This window comes from Altererythrobacter sp. Z27 (assembly GCF_052683155.1).
In genome coordinates this window covers 2,107,707-2,125,289 of record NZ_JBQYMC010000001.1, presented here as the reverse complement: position 1 = coordinate 2,125,289, position 17,583 = coordinate 2,107,707, and the positions used below count along the sequence as shown (strand labels likewise).

The following is a 17,583-nucleotide window of genomic DNA, read 5'->3' as shown; positions in this document are numbered from 1 at the left end:
AATCTTCAAGGGGACGCACATGCCACGTGTGACGCGCGCACTCGCAGGCCTCGGGAGCGCACTCGCGCTCGCCGCCTGCGCTACAACATCAGGGGCCGAATCCGGCGCGGAGCCAGCCTCCGCGTCGAAGCCGGTCTCGCCCGGATTCGACAAGAATCCTTACCCCTCCACCTATCACCCCTACCCCGGCACGCCCACCGCGCTGGTCGGCGCGACAGTGTTCGACGGAACCGGGGCGCAGCTCGACAATGCCACCGTGCTGCTGCGCGGCGGCAAGGTCGAAGCGGTGGGAGCGGGGCTCGACACGTCGGGTTATGCGGTGATCGACGCGCGCGGCAAGTTCGTGACGCCTGGCGTGATCGACATTCACTCGCACCTTGGCGACTATCCGACCCCGTCGGTGCCCGCGCATTCGGACGGCAATGAAGCGACTTCGCCCAGCACGCCCGATGTCTGGGCCGAACATTCGGTGTGGCCGCAGGATCCGGGCTTCACTCGCGCACTCGCCAATGGCGGCGTCACTTCGCTGCAGATCCTGCCCGGCTCGGCCAACCTTGTCGGCGGGCGCTCGGTCACGCTCAAGAACGTGCCCAGCCGCACGGTGCAGGGGATGAAGTTCCCCGGCGCGCCCTATGGCATGAAGATGGCTTGCGGCGAGAATCCCAAGCGTGTCTATGGCTCGCGCAACCGCATGCCTTCCACGCGGATGGGCAATTTCGCGGTCAACCGCCAGACCTGGCTCGACGCCAAGGCCTATGCCAAGGATGACAAGAAGAAGCGCGACCTTGCCAAGGAAACGCTGCAGGGCGTGCTCGAAGGCGAGATCCTGGTCCACAACCACTGCTACCGCGCCGATGAAATGGCGCTGGTGATGGATATGGCCAAGGAGATGGGATACCGCGTCACCGCATTCCATCACGCGGTCGAAAGCTACAAGATCGGCGATCTCCTGCGCGAGAACGGGGCCTGTTCGGCGGTCTGGGCCGATTGGTACGGCTTCAAGATGGAAAGCTATGACGGGATTCCCGAGAACGCCGCGCTGCTGCAGCAGGCAGGCGCCTGTGTGGTGATCCATTCAGACGACGAAAACGGCATCCAGCGCCTGAATCAGGAAGCCGCCAAGGCACAGGCGGCGGGTGCCCGCATGGGCATCGCCATCCCTGACGGGCAAGTGGTCGGCTGGTTCACCCTCAACGCCGCCAAGGCGATGGGGATCGATTCGATGACCGGCAGCCTTGAACCCGGCAAGATGGGCGACGTGGTGCTTTGGAACGGCGACCCGCTGAGCGTCTATTCGCGGCCCGAAAAGGTGTGGGTCGATGGCGCACTGCTGTTCGATGCGGATGATCCGAAACGACGCCCGGTGAGCGACTTCGAGCTAGGCCAGCAAGGCGAAGGAGACGTGAAATGATCCGCGATTCGCTTCTCGCAGCCAGTGTTGCAGCCATCGCAATCGCCGCTCCCGCAGCGGCGCAGGACTTTGCGATCACCAATGCAACTGTCGCCACCGGTGACGGCAGCGCACCGGTCGCCAACGCCACCGTGGTGGTGCGCGGCGGCAAGATCGCTTCTGTTGGCGCCGAAGTGCGCCCCGATCCTTCGCTCCCGATGATCGACGGGACCGGCCTCTGGGTCACGCCCGGGCTGGTCGCGGCCGTCACCACGCTTGGCCTGGTTGACGTGAACGGCGTCGAATCGAGCAATGACACCAGCGCAAGCCGGGCGCGTTTCAACGCCGCGCTCGACGTGATGCCCGCGATCAATCCTGCCTCGCAGCACGTCAAGGTCGGGCGCGCCAATGGCATCACCCGCGCGGTGGTCTCTGGTGGTGCGTCGAACTCGATCTTCGCGGGACAGGGCGCAGTGATCGACCTGGGCGATGACCCTTCGCCGATCACGAAGTCAAAAGCGTTCCAGATGGTGACGCTGTCTGAAAGTGGCGCGCGGATCGCCGGCGGCAGCCGCAAGGCAAGCCATGCAGAGCTGCGCAACGCACTTCGCGAAGCTCAGGATTTCGCCGCCGGGCGCTGGAGCGGAGACGGCAACCTCCTCACCCGCGCCGATGCCGAAGCGCTGACCCCCGTCGTCGCGGGCACGCAGCAGCTCTTCATCGAGGCGCATCGCGCGTCCGACATCCGCACCGTGATCGCGCTGGGCAAGGAATTCCCGCGGCTGCGCCTGGTGCTGGTTGGCGCGACCGAAGGCTGGCTGGTGGCGCAGGAGCTGGCCGCCTCGGGCATTCCGGTGATGGCCGAAAGCCTGCAGGACCTGCCCGAACGGTTCGAACAGATCGCCGCCACCCAGAGCAATATCGGCCGCATGCGCGCCGCCGGGGTCAATGTGTCGATCAATGCGGATTCGATCCGCTTCACCGACCATCTGAAGCAGCACGCGGGTAATCTGGTTGCGCTTGGGCGCATGCCGGGCGCTGCCGGGCTGAGCTGGGGCGAGGCGCTCGCCACGATCAGCTCGCGGCCTGCCGAAGCGGTTGGCATGGGCGGCAAGATCGGCGTGCTCAAGCCGGGCGCGGTGGGCGATGTGGTGATCTGGAGCGGCGATCCGCTCGAAGTGTCGAGCGCGGCCGTGCGGGTGTTTATCGATGGGGTCGAGCAGCCGCTCGACAACCATCGCACTCGCCTGCGCGACCGCTATCGCGACCTCGACGAGAGCGACCTGCCCAAAGCCTTCGACTGGTAGCATCCACGGCGAGCCGGCAGCGCCGGCTTGCCTTTTGCGGCTCCATGTGACCAATTCCCTGCAAGGGGGAATTGGTCATGGACAATGCCTTGGTTGAAGTGGTCGCAGCAAATGTGGCCTTTGTCGGTTCGCATTTCGCGATGTCGCACCCGCTGCGCGCGCCGATGGTGAAGCTGCTGCGCGAAGGCGGCTTCAGCCTCGCCTACACGCTGGTCAGCTTCGCCACGCTCTATTGGGTCTATGCCGCCTTCACCAAGGCTCCGGCGGGCGACCTGGGCGGCTCTGGCGAGGCGGGATGGATCGTCGCAACCGCCCTGACCCTTCCGGCAATGGTGCTGTTCGCCGGATCGATGGCGGGCAATCCCGCACTGCCGACGCCTGCCGCCGCCACGCAGGCAATGGCCGAACCCAAAGGTGTTTTCCTAGTCACCCGGCATCCCATGATGTGGGGTTTCGGCCTGTGGGCGCTTTCGCACATCGTGCTGTGGTGGAGCTGGCGCGGAGTGATTACCGCGCTGGCGATGGGCATACTCGCGCTGGTCGGCGCGCATCTGCAGGACCGCAAGAAACGCGAGCAGATGGGCGATGCCTGGGCCAGCTGGGAGAGCCACACCAGCTATTGGCCGAAGCCGGGCAAGCTGCTTTCGGTCGGCCTGCTGTGGTGGGCGATCGGGCTGGGCCTGTGGCTGGCGATCAGTTGGGCGCACGGCCCGCTGGGCGGCATCGAAGGCGGCATCTGGCGCTGGTTCTGACCTTCGGGAGAGGTGGCTTCACTAGGGGCAAGGTGTCACCGCTGCGCCACGGGCAATCGTATTCGGGCACTGGATGCTAACCTTTTATTTGTCTTAGCGGCCAATAGCCTACAGAGAGGCGGCCAGGGGCAGAAAGGTGAAGCATGGTATTTTCGCTCGCATCCGCGGCCCTGATGGCTTCATCGGCCCCGCTTGCGTTCACTGGCCCGCAGCCGGTTTTGGTGCAGGCAGCACAGGAGGTTCCGCCTGAGGAGCAGCCCGTCACAGCCGAGCCCCAGGCGGAAGCCGGGGACCCGACCCAGGGCAATGTCATCGTTGTCAGCGCCGAGGCACGGAATCCACTCAAGGACCCGCTTGAGAACGTCAACGCTGCAACCTTCGAAATTACGCAGAAGGTGGACCAGGCCGTGGTCGCGCCGATTGCCGAGGTCTACGAGGAAGACCTGCCGGGTCCGGTGCGCAAGGGCCTGCGGAATTTCTTTCGCAACCTGATGGAGCCGGTCAACGCGCTCAACTTCCTGCTGCAGCTCAAGCCGGGCAAGGCCGTTGAGACTGTCGGCCGCTTCGCGATCAACACTACCGTCGGGGTGGGTGGACTGTTCGATGTCGCGAAGAAGGAACCGTTCAAGCTGCCTTATCGCCGCAACGGATTCGGCAATACGCTGGGCTATTACGGGGTCGGGCCGGGGCCGTTCCTGGTGGTGCCGCTGGTAGGCGCGACCACGCTGCGCGACCTTATCGGCACCGGGATCGACCAGTCGATCCTGCCCTTTGCAGTCGGCAAGCCCTTCAACACGCCCTATTACGCGATCCCCGCCTTCACGGTGAATTCGCTCGAATACCGGATCAAGTTCGACGACCAGATCACGCAGATCAACACCAGCGACGATCCCTATTATGCGATGCGCGAGACATATCTGTGCCAGCGCGAAGCCGATATCGCCGCGCTTAAGAACCGCCCGCCGCCGCGCGATTGCAGCATCGAAGCGATCATGGCTGGCCCGCCGCTTCCCGAAGGGGTGCTTGCCGAGACAGTCGAAACGATCACCGCCGAGCCGGTCGAGCAGGTGGAGCCCGAAACTGTGCCCGAGCCTGAACCGCCGGCGATCGTCTACATCAGCAAAGAAGTGGTGCAGCCTCTGCCCGAGAGCTGATCTGCCGGGCTATTTGCCTTTGAAATCGGGCGCGCGCTTCTCGATCAACGCGTCGACCCCTTCCATGTGGTCTTCGGTCAAATGCATCAGCGCCTGCGCATTTGCGGCGAGTTCGAGCGCGGTATCGTAACTCACCTCGCGCCCCTGCCGCATCAAATTCTTGGCGTGGCGCAGCGCATGCGGCGGCATGGCGGCGACCTTGGCCGCGAGCGCCCGCGCCTCGTCCATCAGCGCCTCGTGCGGCACCACCCGGCTGACGAGACCCCAGTCGAGCGCAATTGCCGCGTCGATCACGTCGCCGGTGTAGAACAGCTCTGCCGCGCGCGCTTCGCCGATGATGCGCGGCAGGATCCATGTGCCGCCGTCGCCGGGGATGAGGCCGAGCTTGAGGAAGGTGACACCAAATTTTGCCTTGTCCGACGCGATGCGAAGATCGCCCAGGCAGGCGACATCACAGCCAAGCCCGATCGCGGGCCCGTTGACCGCCGAAATCAGCGGCACGCGCAGGCCATAGAGCGCGCGGAGCATGCGATGGATATTGTCGCGATAGCTGTCCGAAATGCCCGGCGGAGTGCCGCCGAAGCTGCCGCTGCGCGATTTCATCGCCTTGATGTCACCGCCCGCGCTAAAAGCTCGCCCCGCGCCGGTGAGGATCACACAGCGCACATTGAGATCGCGATTGATCGCATCGCAGGCGGCGGTGAATTCGTCACCATCGCCCGCCTGCCCGAGCGGGTTCATGATCTCAGCACGGTCGATCGTGAGGGTGGTGACGTGACCGGCGGTTTCGATCTGGAGGAGGGCCACTCCTTAAGCCCGCGCTTCCTCGACGCCCGCCGAATTATGCCGCAGTGCCCGCAGTACCGTCGCGACGATATCGGGCGCGTTGAGCCCCGCTTCGTCATATTGCCGCTGAGGATCGTCATGGTCCTGGAAGATGTCGGGCAAGCGCATGGTGCGCACCTTCAGCCCGGCATCGGTCAGCCCTTCGTCCGAAGCGAAGGTCAGCACATGCGCGCCGAGCCCGCCGATCGCGCCTTCCTCGACCGTAACCACCACTTCGTGGCTGCGCATCAGGCGTTCGATCAGCTCGGTATCGAGCGGCTTGGCGAAGCGCATGTCGGCAACGGTACTCGGCAGGCCCTTGGCTTCGAGCTGGTCTGCCGCCTTGAGCGCTTCGGCCAGCCGCGTGCCGAGCGACAGGATCGCCACCTTGGAACCTTCGCGCACCACGCGCCCCTTGCCGATTTCCAGCTTCTGCGGAACCTCGGGCAGCGGCACGCCCACGCCATTGCCGCGCGGATAACGGAAAGCAATCGGGCCGTCGTCATATTCGGCGGCGGTATAGGTCATGTGGACGAGCTCGGCCTCGTCCGCAGCGGCCATCACCACCATGTTGGGTAGCGTGGCGAGATAGGCGATGTCGAACGCGCCCGCATGGGTGCAACCATCGGCCCCGACCAGCCCGGCGCGGTCGATCGCAAAGCGGACCGGCAGGTTCTGGATCGCAACGTCATGCACCACCTGGTCATAGGCGCGCTGGAGGAAAGTGGAGTAGATCGCCGCGAAAGGCCGCATGCCCTGCGCGGCGAGGCCCGCTGCGAAAGTCACACCGTGCTGTTCGGCGATGCCGACGTCGAAACTGCGTTCAGGGTGCGCCTTGGCAAAGCGATCGACCCCGGTGCCCGAAGGCATGGCGGCGGTGATCGCGCAGATCCTTTCGTCGGCCTCCGCCAGCTTGGCAAGCGTCTCGCCGAACACGTTCTGGTAGGCCGGTGGCCCGCCCGCACTCTTCTTCTGTTCGCCGGTGATCACGTCGAACTTGGCGACGCCATGGTACTTGTCGGCGCTGTTTTCGGCCGGGGCATAGCCCTTGCCCTTCTGCGTCACGACATGGACCAGCACAGGCCCTTGGTCGGAATCGCGCACGTTCTCCAGCACCGGTATCAGGTGATCGAGATTGTGCCCGTCGATCGGGCCGACGTAATAGAAGCCCAGCTCTTCGAACAGCGTGCCGCCGGTCACCATACCGCGCGCATATTCCTCGGCCTTTTCCAGCCCGTGATGGACGCGGCGGCTGAGCTTGCGCGAAATGCGCGATGCGAGGTGGCGCAGCCCGAGATACTCGCTCGAGGAAACCATCCGCGCGAGATAGGCCGAAAGCCCGCCCACCGGCGGTGCGATCGACATGTCATTGTCGTTGAGGATCACGATAAGGCGATTGCCCGCCTGTTCGGCATTGTTCATCGCTTCATAGGCCATGCCGGCGCTCATCGCGCCGTCGCCGATCACTGCGATTCCGCGGCCGGGCTTGTCGTTGAGCTTGTTCGCGACGGCAAAGCCCAACGCAGCCGAGATCGAAGTCGAACTGTGCGCCGCGCCGAAGGGATCGTATTCGCTTTCGGCGCGCTTGGTGAAGCCCGACAGGCCGCCACCCTGGCGCAAGGTGCGAATGCGGTCGCGCCGGCCGGTGATGATCTTGTGAGGATAGCACTGGTGGCCCACGTCCCACACCAGCCTGTCTTCAGGCGTGTTGAACACATAGTGGATCGCCACGGTCAGCTCGACCACGCCCAGCCCCGAGCCCAGATGCCCGCCGGTGGTGCCGACGGCATCGATCGTTTCGGCCCGCAGCTCATCGGCAAGCTGGCGCAGCTCGGATTTGTCGAGCTTGCGCAGGTCCGCGGGGTAGGCAACCGTATCTAGCAGTGGAGTATTCGGTGATTGACTCATGGATCAGGGGCTTACACGCGAATTGGGGAAGTGTCGATCAAGGCTTGGCCGTCCAGCAGGCGGAGATTCAGGCCTGGCAACCGGCGCAGACGCCGCGGATTTCGATCACCGGGCGGCGCGCCTGGAAACCGCGTGCCTTGGCCAGTTCGCGCACCCGGCGCGACACGTCGTCATCGTCGACATGGGTCGCCTCTCCGCACTCGTCGCAGACCAGGAAAATACAGTCGTGCTCGCATCCGGGGTGGGTGTTGGCGAGGAAGGCGTTGGCGCTTTCGACCCGCAACGCAAGGTTGTTCGTCACGAACAGGTCGAGGATGCGATAGACGCTGTTGGGCGCCACTCTCTTGCCGCGGCTGCGCGAGAGATTGTCGGCAATGTCATAGGCTGAGACGGGGCAATCGTGCCGCGCCAGCTCGGCAAAAACCGCTTCGCGCATGCCGGTCCATTGTTCGCCCGCCGCGGTAAGCGCGGAACGCGCCGCGCCGACAAGGTCCATGCCCGAATGTTCGTGATGTGCGTGATCGTGTCTGGCCATGCCGCCCATATAGGCGCGCTGCACGGCGAGCGCCACTCCTGCAGCTTCGCTAAAAACTAGCTGTGGTCGCGCAGGAAGCTGCTGCGATAATGCTCGGGAAAGAGCCGGGCGAGCGCTTCGACCTTGGGCTTGTCCCACCGCACGATGTAGCCGTGGCGCGGATTGCGGGCCATGAAATCCTGGTGGTAGTCCTCAGCCTCGTAGAACGCGCGATAGGGTTCGATCCTGGTCGCCACCGGCTTGTCCCACAACCCCGAGGCGCCGAGCTGCTTGAGATAGGCGCGCGCTACCCGCGCCTGCTCCTTGTTCATCGGAACGATCGCGCTGCGATATTGCGTGCCGACATCGGGGCCCTGCCGGTTCTTAAGCGTTGGGTCGGCCACCACCGAGAACAGGATCTGCAGCAGCTCGTCATAGCGCACTTCGCGCGGGTCATAGACGATCCGCACCGCTTCGGCATGGTCGGTCAGCCCGGTGGAGATCTTGTCGTAACTCGCGGTCGCCGCCGTGCCCCCGTGGAAGCCCGAGACCGCCGCTTTCACGCCCTTCACATGGCTGAATACACCTTCGACGCCCCAGAAGCACCCGCCCGCGAATATCGCGACCCGCAGCTTGTCCGGCTCCTGCGCCTTCACGCTCGCCTCCGGCGCTTCGACCACTTTCTCGCCCGCTGCGGACGCGACCTGGCAGCCGCTCAGCGCCAATGCACCGGCAGCAGCCAAGAGAGCGAAACGAATATTCATCAGGGGGTAGGGGCGAAAACGCCTTCTGCCTGGGTGTCCGCCGTCGCGGCCTTGGCCGGCGTGGCGAGATCGGCTTCGAAATGCGGAGCAATGCTTGCGCCGACCAGAAGCGCACCGATGCCGAAGCCGATGCCGAAGCTGCGATAGAGGTCAGGTTTGAAGAGGCGCATGGCTTGGTTGCTCGTGAATCGAATCATTTTGTCGTCGGAGTCTTGTTAGCTCCGATTGATTGAGGCGCGGTGAACACGGTTTACAGCAAAAGTCTATTCGCGCTGCGGCAGGATGTGTTTACAGCCTGACAGAATGATCGATGCAGTGATTATCGGCGGTGGGCACAACGGCCTCACCTGCGCTTTCTACCTCGCCCGGGCCGGGCTCAAAGTGACCGTATGCGAAGCGCGCGACGTGCTGGGCGGCGCGGCCGTGACCGAGGAATTCGCGCCCGGCTTCAGCAATTCTACCGCGAGCTACACCGTCAGCCTGCTCCAGCCCAAGGTGATCGCGGACATGCGGCTGCCCGAACGCGGATACCGCGTGATCGAGCGGCCGGTGTCGAACTATCTCCCGCTCGAAGGCGACTATTTGCTGATGGGCGGCGGGCTTGAGGCTTCACAAGCACAAGTCGCGCGCTTCTCGAAATCCGATGCCGAGCGCCTGTCCGATTATTTCGACATGCTCGAAGATGCCGCCGAGGTGCTGCGCGGGCTTGCGCTCAAGGCTCCGCCCGATCCCAAGGGCGGGCTGCGTTCGCTGGTGGATGCGGCCATGCAGGCGCGCGGCCTCGCCCGACTGAGCGTCGAGCGCCAGCGGCAAGTGCTACAATTGTTCACCCGCTCGGCGCGCGAAGTGCTCGACGACTGGTTCGAGAGCGAGCCGGTCAAGGCGGCGTTCGGCTTCGATGCCTGTGTCGGCCATTATGCCTCGCCCGACGAGCCGGGCAGCGCCTATGTGCTGCTGCACCATGTGTTCGGCGAAGTGAACGGCAAGAAGGGCGCGTGGGGCCACGTGATTGGCGGAATGGGCGCGATCACGCAGATGATGGCTGCTGCCGCGCGCGAGCAAGGCGTCGAGATTCGCACCGGGGCGCCGGTGAGCGGAGTACTCGTCGAGCATGGCAAGGCGGTGGGCGTGCGGCTGGCGAATGAGGAAGAGCTGCGCTCCAGGCGGGTCATTTCGAACATGGGACCCAAGCCACTGTTCGACCGGCTGGTGCCGCGCAGCGCGCTACCCGAAGATTTCGCGCGCGCGATGGACGGCTATCGCGGCGGTTCGGGAAGCCTGCGCATGAATGTCGCGCTGAGCGGCCTGCCGCGCTTCCGCCATGCGCCCGAAGGCGACGCGCATTTGCGCTCGGGCATCATCATGGCGCCATCGCTCGATTACATGGACCGCGCCTGGCTCGATGCGCGATCGCAGGGCTTCAGCGCCAAGCCAATCGTCGAGATGCTGATCCCGAGCCTGGTGGATGACAGCCTTGCGCCCGAAGGACAGCATGTCGCGAGCCTGTTCTGCCAGCATGTCGATCCGGACATGCCCGAGGAGCAGGAGGCCGCTGCGGTGGAAGCGGTGTTTGACGTGATCGAATATCACGCCCCCGGGTTCCGCGAGCTGGTGCTGCATCGGCAAATCCACACGCCGCGCGCGCTCGAAGCCAAGTTCGGCCTGTGGCGCGGCGACATCTTCCACGGAAGGATGAGCCTCGACCAGCTGTGGGCCGCGCGCCCGGCGCTGGGCGCGGGCAGCTATCGCACCCCGCTCGAAGGGCTGTGGCTATGCGGCGCGGGCACGCATCCGGGCGGCGGGGTGACCGGCGCACCCGGCCACAACGCAGCTCATGCGATCCTGAAATCGCGCAGGTTCTGGGCGAAATAGTGCTGTAACGGCGCGAAGCGCCGCAAGCCCGACCGGGCGCCCGCAGGTGCTCGAGCGCAGCGAGAAACAGCACCGAGGACGAGCACGCGGAGGCGCGCTCGAAAAATGTCACACCCTCAAGTGGCGAAGCGGTAGGACAGAATTAATGCCGGAAATGCCGCATCCCGGTGAAGACCATCGCCAGCCCGGCCTCGTCGGCTGCTGCGATCACTTCGTCGTCGCGGATTGAGCCACCCGGCTGGATCACCGCCGTCGCGCCCGCTTCCGCAGCGGCCAGCAAGCCATCGGCGAAGGGGAAGAAGGCGTCGGACGCAACCGCGCTGCCTACGGTGCGCGGCGCGCTCCAGCCATAGGTCTCGGCGGCTTCGGCAGCCTTCATCGCAGCGATGCGCGAGCTGTCGCGGCGATTCATTTGCCCCGCGCCAATGCCTGCGGTTGCGCCATCCTTCGCATAGACGATCGCGTTCGACTTCACATGCCGCGCCACGATCCATGCAAACATGCAATCCTTCAGTTCCTGCTGCGTCGGCGCGCGCTCGGTCACGACCTTGAGATCGGCTTCGGTGATCGCGCCATTGTCGCGCGTCTGCACCAGCAAGCCGCCGGTGATCGGCTTGACCAGCAACCCGCCGCGCCGCGGATTGGGCAGGTCGCCCACGGTCAGCAGCCGCAGGTTCTTCTTCTTGGCGAAGACCTCGCGCGCCTCGTCGCTCACTGAAGGGGCGATCACCACTTCAGTAAAGATCTTCGCGATCTCCTCCGCTGTCGCGCCGTCAAGTTCCCGGTTGACCGCCACGATCCCGCCAAAGGCGGACACGCTGTCGCATTGCAGCGCCGCTTCCCATGCTTCGCTGAGCGTTGCCGCCTGCGCCACGCCGCAGGGGTTGGCGTGCTTGACGATCACTACAGCCGGATCGCCGCCGCCGAACTCGGCAACCAGCTCGAGCGCGGCATCAGCATCGTTGTAATTGTTGTAGCTCAGCTCCTTGCCCTGCAGCTGCTCGGCCTGCGCGATCCCGCGGCCATGCGGCCCGACTGGGGTGTAGAGCGCGGCCTGCTGGTGCGGGTTCTCGCCATAGCGCAGGATCACCGGCGAACGCCCGTTGATCGCCAGCATGTCGGGGAACAGCTGCTGCTGGTCGGCAAAGGCGAACCACTGGCTGATCATGCTGTCATAGGATGCGGTGGCGGCGAAGGCCTTGGCCGCGCATTTGCGGCGGAAATCGAACGAGGTCGCGCCGCCATGCGCATCGAGCTCGCCCAGCAGTTCGGCATAGTCGGCAGGGTCGGTCACGATCGTGACGAATTGGTGATTTTTTGCGGAGGAACGAACCATGCTGGGCCCGCCGATATCGATATTCTCGATGATCTCGTCGCGCGTCGCGCCGCGCATCACGGTCGCTTCAAAGGGATAGAGGTTCACCACCACCAGGTCGATCGCACCGATATCGTGCTCCGCCATCGCCTCGGCGTGTTCCGGGTTGTCGCGCACTGCCAGCAAGCCGCCATGCACCTTGGGATGGAGCGTCTTGACCCGCCCGTCCATCATCTCGGGAAAGCCGGTGAGGTCCGAAATGTCGCGCACCTCCAGCCCCGCATCGCGCAACGCCTTGGCTGTGCCGCCAGTCGAAACCAGCTCCACTCCGCGCGCGGCCAGCGCCCGGCCCAGTTCCACCAATCCGCTCTTGTCGGACACTGACAGCAGTGCCCGCTTGATTTCGATGTCGCTCACCGCGAAGTCACCCCATTTTCTTGAGCAGCCAGGAGAATTGACCCCCGCCGCGCGATGCCATGCCCTGGATCACCAATTGCTCGATCGCATGCGGCCGCCCGTCGCCGTCGACCCACATGCTGTCCTCGATCTCGACTCCAGCGCCGGCGTCATTGCCGCCAAGCCGGAATTGCCACAAGCCCCCATCGGGCAGCACCAGGCTGGCGCCGCGCCGGTCTTCGGCCAGCCGTGCCTCGACCCCGCGCCCGAGATGGAAGCGGATCGCAAAGCCGACCTTGCCGCGCTGCCCCTTCTTCGCGGGCGGAAGCAGTATGTCTTCGCCGAGCAATTCGGTGCCGTCACCGCGCAGCATCAGTATGCGGCGATGGATCAGCCCATAGCGCGCGAGATAGCCATCATGGCTGGCTTCGATCCGCTGGACTTCGCCGCTGGCGCGCGCGATCTCGCCGCGTTCGACCTCGACCTGCTCCACTCCCTTGCCGAGCTTGCCGCCCAGCAGAACCGCAGTGGAATTGGCATTGTCGAGCACCAGTGCCGAATGCGCCGCCGTGGCGCGCAGCCCCTGCTCGATCCGCGCGGGAACTTGCCCGCCGGCCAACGCGGCGCCGCCGCAATTGACGATCAGCCGGTGCGGCCCGTCCGACATTTCGAAGGCCAGTGTCGATGCGCAGCCCCAGCGCGCGTGGCGCGCACGCGGCGGCGGCGCGGCATCGATCTGCACCACGGCCTTGCCGCCTGCCAGCCGGTGATAGCCCCAGTGCCGCACGTCCTTGAGCGGGCGCGTCCGCACGCCGCTGGCATCGACTAGCGCGGCCAGCCGGTCGGCCCGCGTCGCGCCATTGCCCTGCCAGCTGCCCAAGCCACCATCGCCATGGCGCATCGCCAGAAGCGGCGGCACCAGCAATTCGCGCATCAGGCCGAGAGATGTCGGAAGGTCGCGCCCGGTCGCCTTGTAGCAGGCCTCTAGGTCGGTCAGCATGGCGATCGCATCCATCTGCGCCATCGGGCTGCGAGAGAGCGCGCCGCCATCTTCGCCGACGAAATCGCCCAGCGCTGCGATCAGGCCCGCCTCGCCAAAGAGGCGGCGCGGCTTGCCCTGCGGCATCAGCAGCCCGGCGGCGGTGATCGCGCCCCAGCCGAGAACCTCGCTCAAGGGGTCGGGCGCGCGGCGGACTTCGCGATCGAGCCAGCGCGCAGTGTCGTCGATCGCTGCCAGCAGGCGCGGGCGCAATTTCTCGTTCTGGCCCGACAGCACCAGCGGCGCATGGACCAGCCATGCGATCAGGCGATGCGCCGCGTGTTCGACCTGCCAGGCGGCGCATTTGCCCGGCTTCGGATTGGCGTCGAGCCACAGCCTTGTGATCCGCTCGGCTGTGTCGATGCATTGCTCGCGCTGGCCCGCAGCGGCAAGGTCGCGCAGCCACGCAAAGCCATGGATCACCCGCTCGAACGGCGGAGCCATGCGCGAGGACGAAGCATAATCGACTTCACCGATCGGCGCCTTGGCGCCGTGGATGAGGAAATGGCCCGCACGCAGCGCCATTCCCGCCGTACGGTCGCCCGCAAGGGGGCTCTCGACCGTCGCCAGCAACCGCGGGCGCGCAGGCTTGCGGAACGGCGCGGTCAGCGTCGCCCCGCCTACACCGAGGCGATAGGCAAAGCGCACCAGCTTCTCGGTAAAATCGGCCTTGGGCGGCACGAAATCGCTCAGCACCAGCGCGCGCGCTTCAGTCACCGGCGGGGCTGCAGCCTCGTCCGTTACCCTCGCAACCGGTTGCGCGTCGCCGCGCTTCAGCGGCAGCGCGGGCGCATCCGCGTGAATCTCGCCGAACAAATCTTCTTCGGGCTTGTGCTCGCTTTGGCCAGAGAGCAGCGCGTCCATCAGCCAAGCCCCTTCAGCGCGGCGATATTGGCTGCGTAGTGATCGGGCCCGCCCTTGAAGGTGGCCGAGCCCGCGACCAGCACATCGGCCCCCGCCTCGACGCATAGCTTGGCCGTTTCGGCATTAACCCCGCCATCGACTTCGAGGTGAATGTCGCGACCGCTGGCGTCGATCATCGCGCGCACGCGGCGGATCTTGTCCAGCTGCGAATGGATGAAGCTCTGCCCGCCGAAGCCGGGATTGACGCTCATCACCAGCACCAGGTCGATATCCCCGATCAGGTAATCGAGCACTTCGACCGGAGTCGAGGGGTTGAGCGAAATGCCCGCCTTCTTGCCCAGCGCCTTGATCGCCTGCACCGTGCGATGCGCATGCGGCCCGGCCTCGGGGTGGATCGTGATGATGTCCGCCCCCGCCTCCGCGAATTCTTCAAGGTAGGGATCGACCGGCGAGATCATCAAATGGACGTCAAACACCTTGGCGCTGTGCGGCCTGAGCGCCTTCACCACCATCGGGCCGATGGTGATATTGGGCACATAATGCCCGTCCATCACGTCGACATGGATCCAGTCAGCACCCGCAGCGTCGATCGCGCGCACTTCCTCGCCCAGCCGGGCAAAATCGGCCGAGAGGATCGAAGGTGAAATGAGCGGTGCCGCCATGGTGTGCTTCCGGATCGCGCGAATTCCTCCAGTAACGAAGCGCGCGCCCTCATCACAAGCGGCGCGCCTTCCTTTTCCACACGCGCAGAGCGCCGCCGCACCCCAAGCAGCAGGCGGCGCGCATTAAGCCAAGCCGACAGCGCAATTCAGCGGCAATTCAGCCCCTCTCGTGCAATTGCTTGGCCGAATTTCCAGTGCCGCCTATATGGCGGCCGTAAGGGGCTCACCGGAGCGAAGATGATTATGCGATCGGAAATGGCGAAGACAAGCGCAGTGCTTGCCAGCCTGGCGCTTGCCCCGCTGGGCGCGGCCGGCTGGGCGCAGGCCGCCGAAAGCGCGGTCGACTATCGCCAGGAAATCACCAATGACATGCGCAAATGCGCGCCCGGCGGCGGGCCTGCGGTGCGGGTGACCGTGCACGGGGTCAAGGCCGCCGAAGGCCTTGTGCGGGTGCAAAGCTATCGCGGCACCAAGGCCGAATGGCTCGAGAAGGGCAAGTGGATCAACCGCATCGAAACCCCGGCGCGCGCGGGCACGATGACCTTCTGCCTGCCCGTGCCGCAGGCGGGCACCTATGGCATCGCGGTGCGGCACGATGCCAATGGCAATGGCAAGACCGATATCAGCAAGGATGGCGGGGGCATGTCGAACAATCCCTCGATCAACATCTTCAATCTCGGCAAGCCGAGCTACAGGAAGACCGCGTTCGAAGTGGGCCCCGGGGTCACTTCGATCACCATCAACATGAAGTATCTGTAAGCTGGTCTGGGCCGGTTGAAGCGCGTCAGCGCTCCTGCTTCTGCGCCCGCCACACGCGCCACAGCACGCCCGGCGCTGCGAGCACGGGGTGCTTCTCGCGCCATGGCGTCAGCTCCACCGGCACCCCGGTGTGGCGCTCGATCTTCCACGCGGCATAACGCGCCGCGCCATCGAAGGTGGTGCTCGCCTTCACCAGCCGCAGGATGTTGAGCGGCTTGCCCAGCCGCCGCCGCTTGCGCCACCAGCCTCCGATCCTGCTGCGCTCGCTCGCCGCCATCTCAGGAGTGAGCGCCGGGCCATCCTGCGCGAAGCCGATCCCTTGCGCTTCGAGCGCCAGCGGCAACAGCCCATCGAAATGCGCGGCATTGACCGTCAGGATGCTGTCTTCGCGCCCCGGCTGCTCGACGCGGAATTCGGCTTGGTAAGTGGCCCGGAACAGCGCCCGCCAATAGTCTTCGGCAGTGCCGCGATCGGGACCAAGCGCAACCGCCAGCCGTGCCGCCGTTTGCGCTGCATCGGCCAGTGCGCCCAGCACGGCTTGCGCTGACTGCTCGTCCTGCTGCCACACCAGCGCGCAGGGTTGGACGAAGCGCGCCCAGATCGTCGTGTCGATCAATTCGCCGCGTGCCGCTTCGCCAAAGGTCGCCAGCGCCATGGTCGCGATCTTGGCGCGCAGCACTTCGCCACCATGCTCCCATTCGCGATAGCTTACCCGCGGCCAGACCTTCTCACGCTGCGCCCCTGGCAGCAGTACGTAATAGTCGAGCACGCCTTCGCGCGATCCGGTGCGCAGGTTCGAACCGTAAAACAGCACCGCCAGCGCGCCGCTTTCCTGCGCCAGCCGCTCAGCGAAATCGGCCACCGCCGGATCGACCGGCATGGCACAACGCTCGGCAATGCGCGCAGCGAGCGCGCCCATCAGGGAGCGACGAATTCGAGCTCGGGCCCCGGCTCGATGCGGTAGCGGCCGGCCGGAAAGGCCTCGCCGTCGAGGATGAACTGGTCGTCCAGCTCCATCTCGAACTGTGCCGCGCTGACCTGGTGGAACCCGCGATCGCGCAGCCCGGGATTGGTCCAGCCCATCATCACAATCGGCACGAGCAGCGTGGTGCGCCGGTCGAGCTGGTCGAGTACCGCGAGCTTGAGCCCCTTGCGCAAGGCACCGAAGGGCTTGAGCCGGGCCGGCAGGCGCTCGAGCGTCGAAGCCAGCAGGAACTGGCGCCGCGCCGCATCGCCCTTGCCGCTGTGCTGGAACGGCGCGCGCGCCTGGCCCAGCAGCAGCTCCATCCGCACGCCGCTGCGCCACGGGTTGCGGCGCGTGCCGAAAACGGTCTGCAACACGCCCCAAAGCGTCGTGACGCCAACTGCCAGGCTGTTGAATGCGCCCAGCCGGTGCGCGCTTTGCCCGGCGCGCGTGCCGATGGTGAAAGCGCCCGCGCCAAGGATAAAGCCAAGCGCGCGATTGCCGGGCTGGTCGAGCGGAGTGATGGCGATCGGGCTGCGCAGGATGCGGCGACCATTCTCGAAGGCATCGATCGCGCCTTGCAGCGTCCAGTCGCCGGGTGCGTCGAGATCGACCGTCAAGGCATTGGTCTTGCCCTTGGGCAAAACCGCGATCGCGGGCCAGTCGTCACCGAAAATCGCATCGCCGCAGGTCAGCACGTCGCGCACGGTGCCGTCGCCGCCATTGATCACCAGCAGGTCGATCCCGCGTTCTGCCAGCCGGGCGAGCGCTTCGGGCAATTGCGAGCGGTCGCCCGGCTGCGCCACGATCACATCGGGCGCCACGCGGCTGTCGAGGTCCTGCCCCTTGTTGCGGTGGCTGCGCGGATTGTAGATCAGGCCCACCGTGGGTGCCGCGCCTTCGCCGCGCGCGGCGGCGCGTTCGCGCCAGGCAGGCGCGCCTTCCGCCCGCTTGCGCGGCAAATTGGCGAATTCATGGATCGGATTGGCCATCGCGCTCGGCCTTTAACGCCAAACGGGTGGGGACCACTAGGGTTTTCTTGGAATGCGGGGGATTTCGCAGGCCCCAAGTGACCCGGCTGCACCGCTGCCGCTGCGG

Annotated in this window: 16 protein-coding genes; 6 read left to right on the top strand and 10 right to left on the bottom strand. The window is 65.7% G+C overall.

All coding sequences use genetic code 11. The features are described 5' to 3' along the window. Positions 1-19 precede the first annotated feature (19 nt). The 4 genes from ACUJ47_RS10430 to ACUJ47_RS10415 all read left to right on the top strand — a co-directional run bounded on the left by ACUJ47_RS10430 (position 20) and on the right by ACUJ47_RS10415 (position 4,603). On the top strand, positions 20-1,411 hold the full coding sequence (locus ACUJ47_RS10430; RefSeq protein ID WP_445538332.1) for an amidohydrolase: 1,392 nt from the start codon (positions 20-22) through the stop codon (positions 1,409-1,411). Further along, positions 1,408-2,697, top strand: coding sequence for an amidohydrolase family protein (locus ACUJ47_RS10425; RefSeq protein WP_445538331.1), 1,290 nt, complete (start codon positions 1,408-1,410; stop codon positions 2,695-2,697). Before ACUJ47_RS10430 ends, ACUJ47_RS10425 begins: the two co-directional genes overlap by 4 nt. A gap of 77 nt (positions 2,698-2,774) precedes the next feature. Then, positions 2,775-3,449: an NnrU family protein gene (locus ACUJ47_RS10420; RefSeq protein ID WP_445538330.1), complete on the top strand. Its 675-nt coding sequence runs from the start codon at positions 2,775-2,777 to the stop codon at positions 3,447-3,449. 173 nt (positions 3,450-3,622) lie between these two features. Beyond that, positions 3,623-4,603 carry an MlaA family lipoprotein gene (locus tag ACUJ47_RS10415; RefSeq protein WP_445538329.1) on the top strand — a complete coding sequence of 327 codons (981 nt, stop codon included), beginning with the start codon at positions 3,623-3,625 and terminating at the stop codon, positions 4,601-4,603. 9 nt (positions 4,604-4,612) lie between these two features. Here ACUJ47_RS10415 and ACUJ47_RS10410 read toward each other — a convergent pair whose 3' ends face one another. From ACUJ47_RS10410 to ACUJ47_RS10390, 5 genes are all read right to left on the bottom strand, one after another. Then, complete coding sequence (locus ACUJ47_RS10410) at positions 4,613-5,410, bottom strand: crotonase/enoyl-CoA hydratase family protein (protein ID WP_445538328.1); 798 nt, start codon at positions 5,408-5,410, stop codon at positions 4,613-4,615. Positions 5,411-5,413: 3 nt separating this feature from the next. Beyond that, positions 5,414-7,336 carry a 1-deoxy-D-xylulose-5-phosphate synthase gene (dxs, locus tag ACUJ47_RS10405; RefSeq protein ID WP_445538327.1) on the bottom strand — a complete coding sequence of 641 codons (1,923 nt, stop codon included), beginning with the start codon at positions 7,334-7,336 and terminating at the stop codon, positions 5,414-5,416. Positions 7,337-7,403: 67 nt separating this feature from the next. Next, positions 7,404-7,871: a Fur family transcriptional regulator gene (locus tag ACUJ47_RS10400; protein ID WP_445538886.1), complete on the bottom strand. Its 468-nt coding sequence runs from the start codon at positions 7,869-7,871 to the stop codon at positions 7,404-7,406. 56 nt (positions 7,872-7,927) lie between these two features. After that, positions 7,928-8,614 (bottom strand): peptide-methionine (S)-S-oxide reductase MsrA, encoded by a 687-nt coding sequence (gene msrA / locus ACUJ47_RS10395; protein WP_445538326.1) that lies wholly within the window; start codon positions 8,612-8,614, stop codon positions 7,928-7,930. Next, positions 8,614-8,784, bottom strand: a complete 171-nt coding sequence (locus ACUJ47_RS10390) for a hypothetical protein (protein ID WP_445538325.1) — start codon at positions 8,782-8,784, stop codon at positions 8,614-8,616. The genes msrA and ACUJ47_RS10390 overlap by 1 nt, the downstream gene beginning before the upstream one ends. Positions 8,785-8,917: 133 nt before the next feature. On the opposite strand from ACUJ47_RS10390, the gene ACUJ47_RS10385 reads away from it, so the two are divergent. After that, the gene (locus ACUJ47_RS10385) at positions 8,918-10,486 is read left to right on the top strand and encodes a phytoene desaturase family protein (protein ID WP_445538324.1); all 1,569 of its coding nucleotides are present in this window, start codon (positions 8,918-8,920) and stop codon (positions 10,484-10,486) included. A 142-nt stretch (positions 10,487-10,628) separates the two neighbouring features. On the opposite strand, the gene purH is transcribed toward ACUJ47_RS10385, so the two are convergent. From purH to rpe, 3 genes are read right to left on the bottom strand one after another with little or no spacing between them, the layout of a single operon-like run. Beyond that, positions 10,629-12,218, bottom strand: coding sequence for a bifunctional phosphoribosylaminoimidazolecarboxamide formyltransferase/IMP cyclohydrolase (gene purH / locus ACUJ47_RS10380; RefSeq protein ID WP_445538323.1), 1,590 nt, complete (start codon positions 12,216-12,218; stop codon positions 10,629-10,631). 7 nt (positions 12,219-12,225) lie between these two features. Continuing rightward, complete coding sequence (locus ACUJ47_RS10375; protein WP_445538322.1) at positions 12,226-14,100, bottom strand: heparinase II/III family protein; 1,875 nt, start codon at positions 14,098-14,100, stop codon at positions 12,226-12,228. Then, positions 14,100-14,762 (bottom strand): ribulose-phosphate 3-epimerase, encoded by a 663-nt coding sequence (gene rpe, locus ACUJ47_RS10370; protein ID WP_354143574.1) that lies wholly within the window; start codon positions 14,760-14,762, stop codon positions 14,100-14,102. The genes ACUJ47_RS10375 and rpe overlap by 1 nt, the downstream gene beginning before the upstream one ends. A 255-nt stretch (positions 14,763-15,017) precedes the next feature. Between rpe and ACUJ47_RS10365 the strand changes: the two genes are divergently transcribed. Then, positions 15,018-15,521, top strand: coding sequence for a DUF2141 domain-containing protein (locus tag ACUJ47_RS10365; RefSeq protein WP_445538321.1), 504 nt, complete (start codon positions 15,018-15,020; stop codon positions 15,519-15,521). A 25-nt stretch (positions 15,522-15,546) separates the two neighbouring features. Here the strand turns inward: ACUJ47_RS10365 and ACUJ47_RS10360 are convergent, their stop codons facing one another. Further along, positions 15,547-16,440, bottom strand: coding sequence for a hypothetical protein (locus ACUJ47_RS10360; protein ID WP_445538320.1), 894 nt, complete (start codon positions 16,438-16,440; stop codon positions 15,547-15,549). After that, positions 16,440-17,477, bottom strand: coding sequence for a diacylglycerol/lipid kinase family protein (locus ACUJ47_RS10355; protein ID WP_445538319.1), 1,038 nt, complete (start codon positions 17,475-17,477; stop codon positions 16,440-16,442). Before ACUJ47_RS10355 ends, ACUJ47_RS10360 begins: the two co-directional genes overlap by 1 nt. Positions 17,478-17,583: the final 106 nt, after the last annotated feature.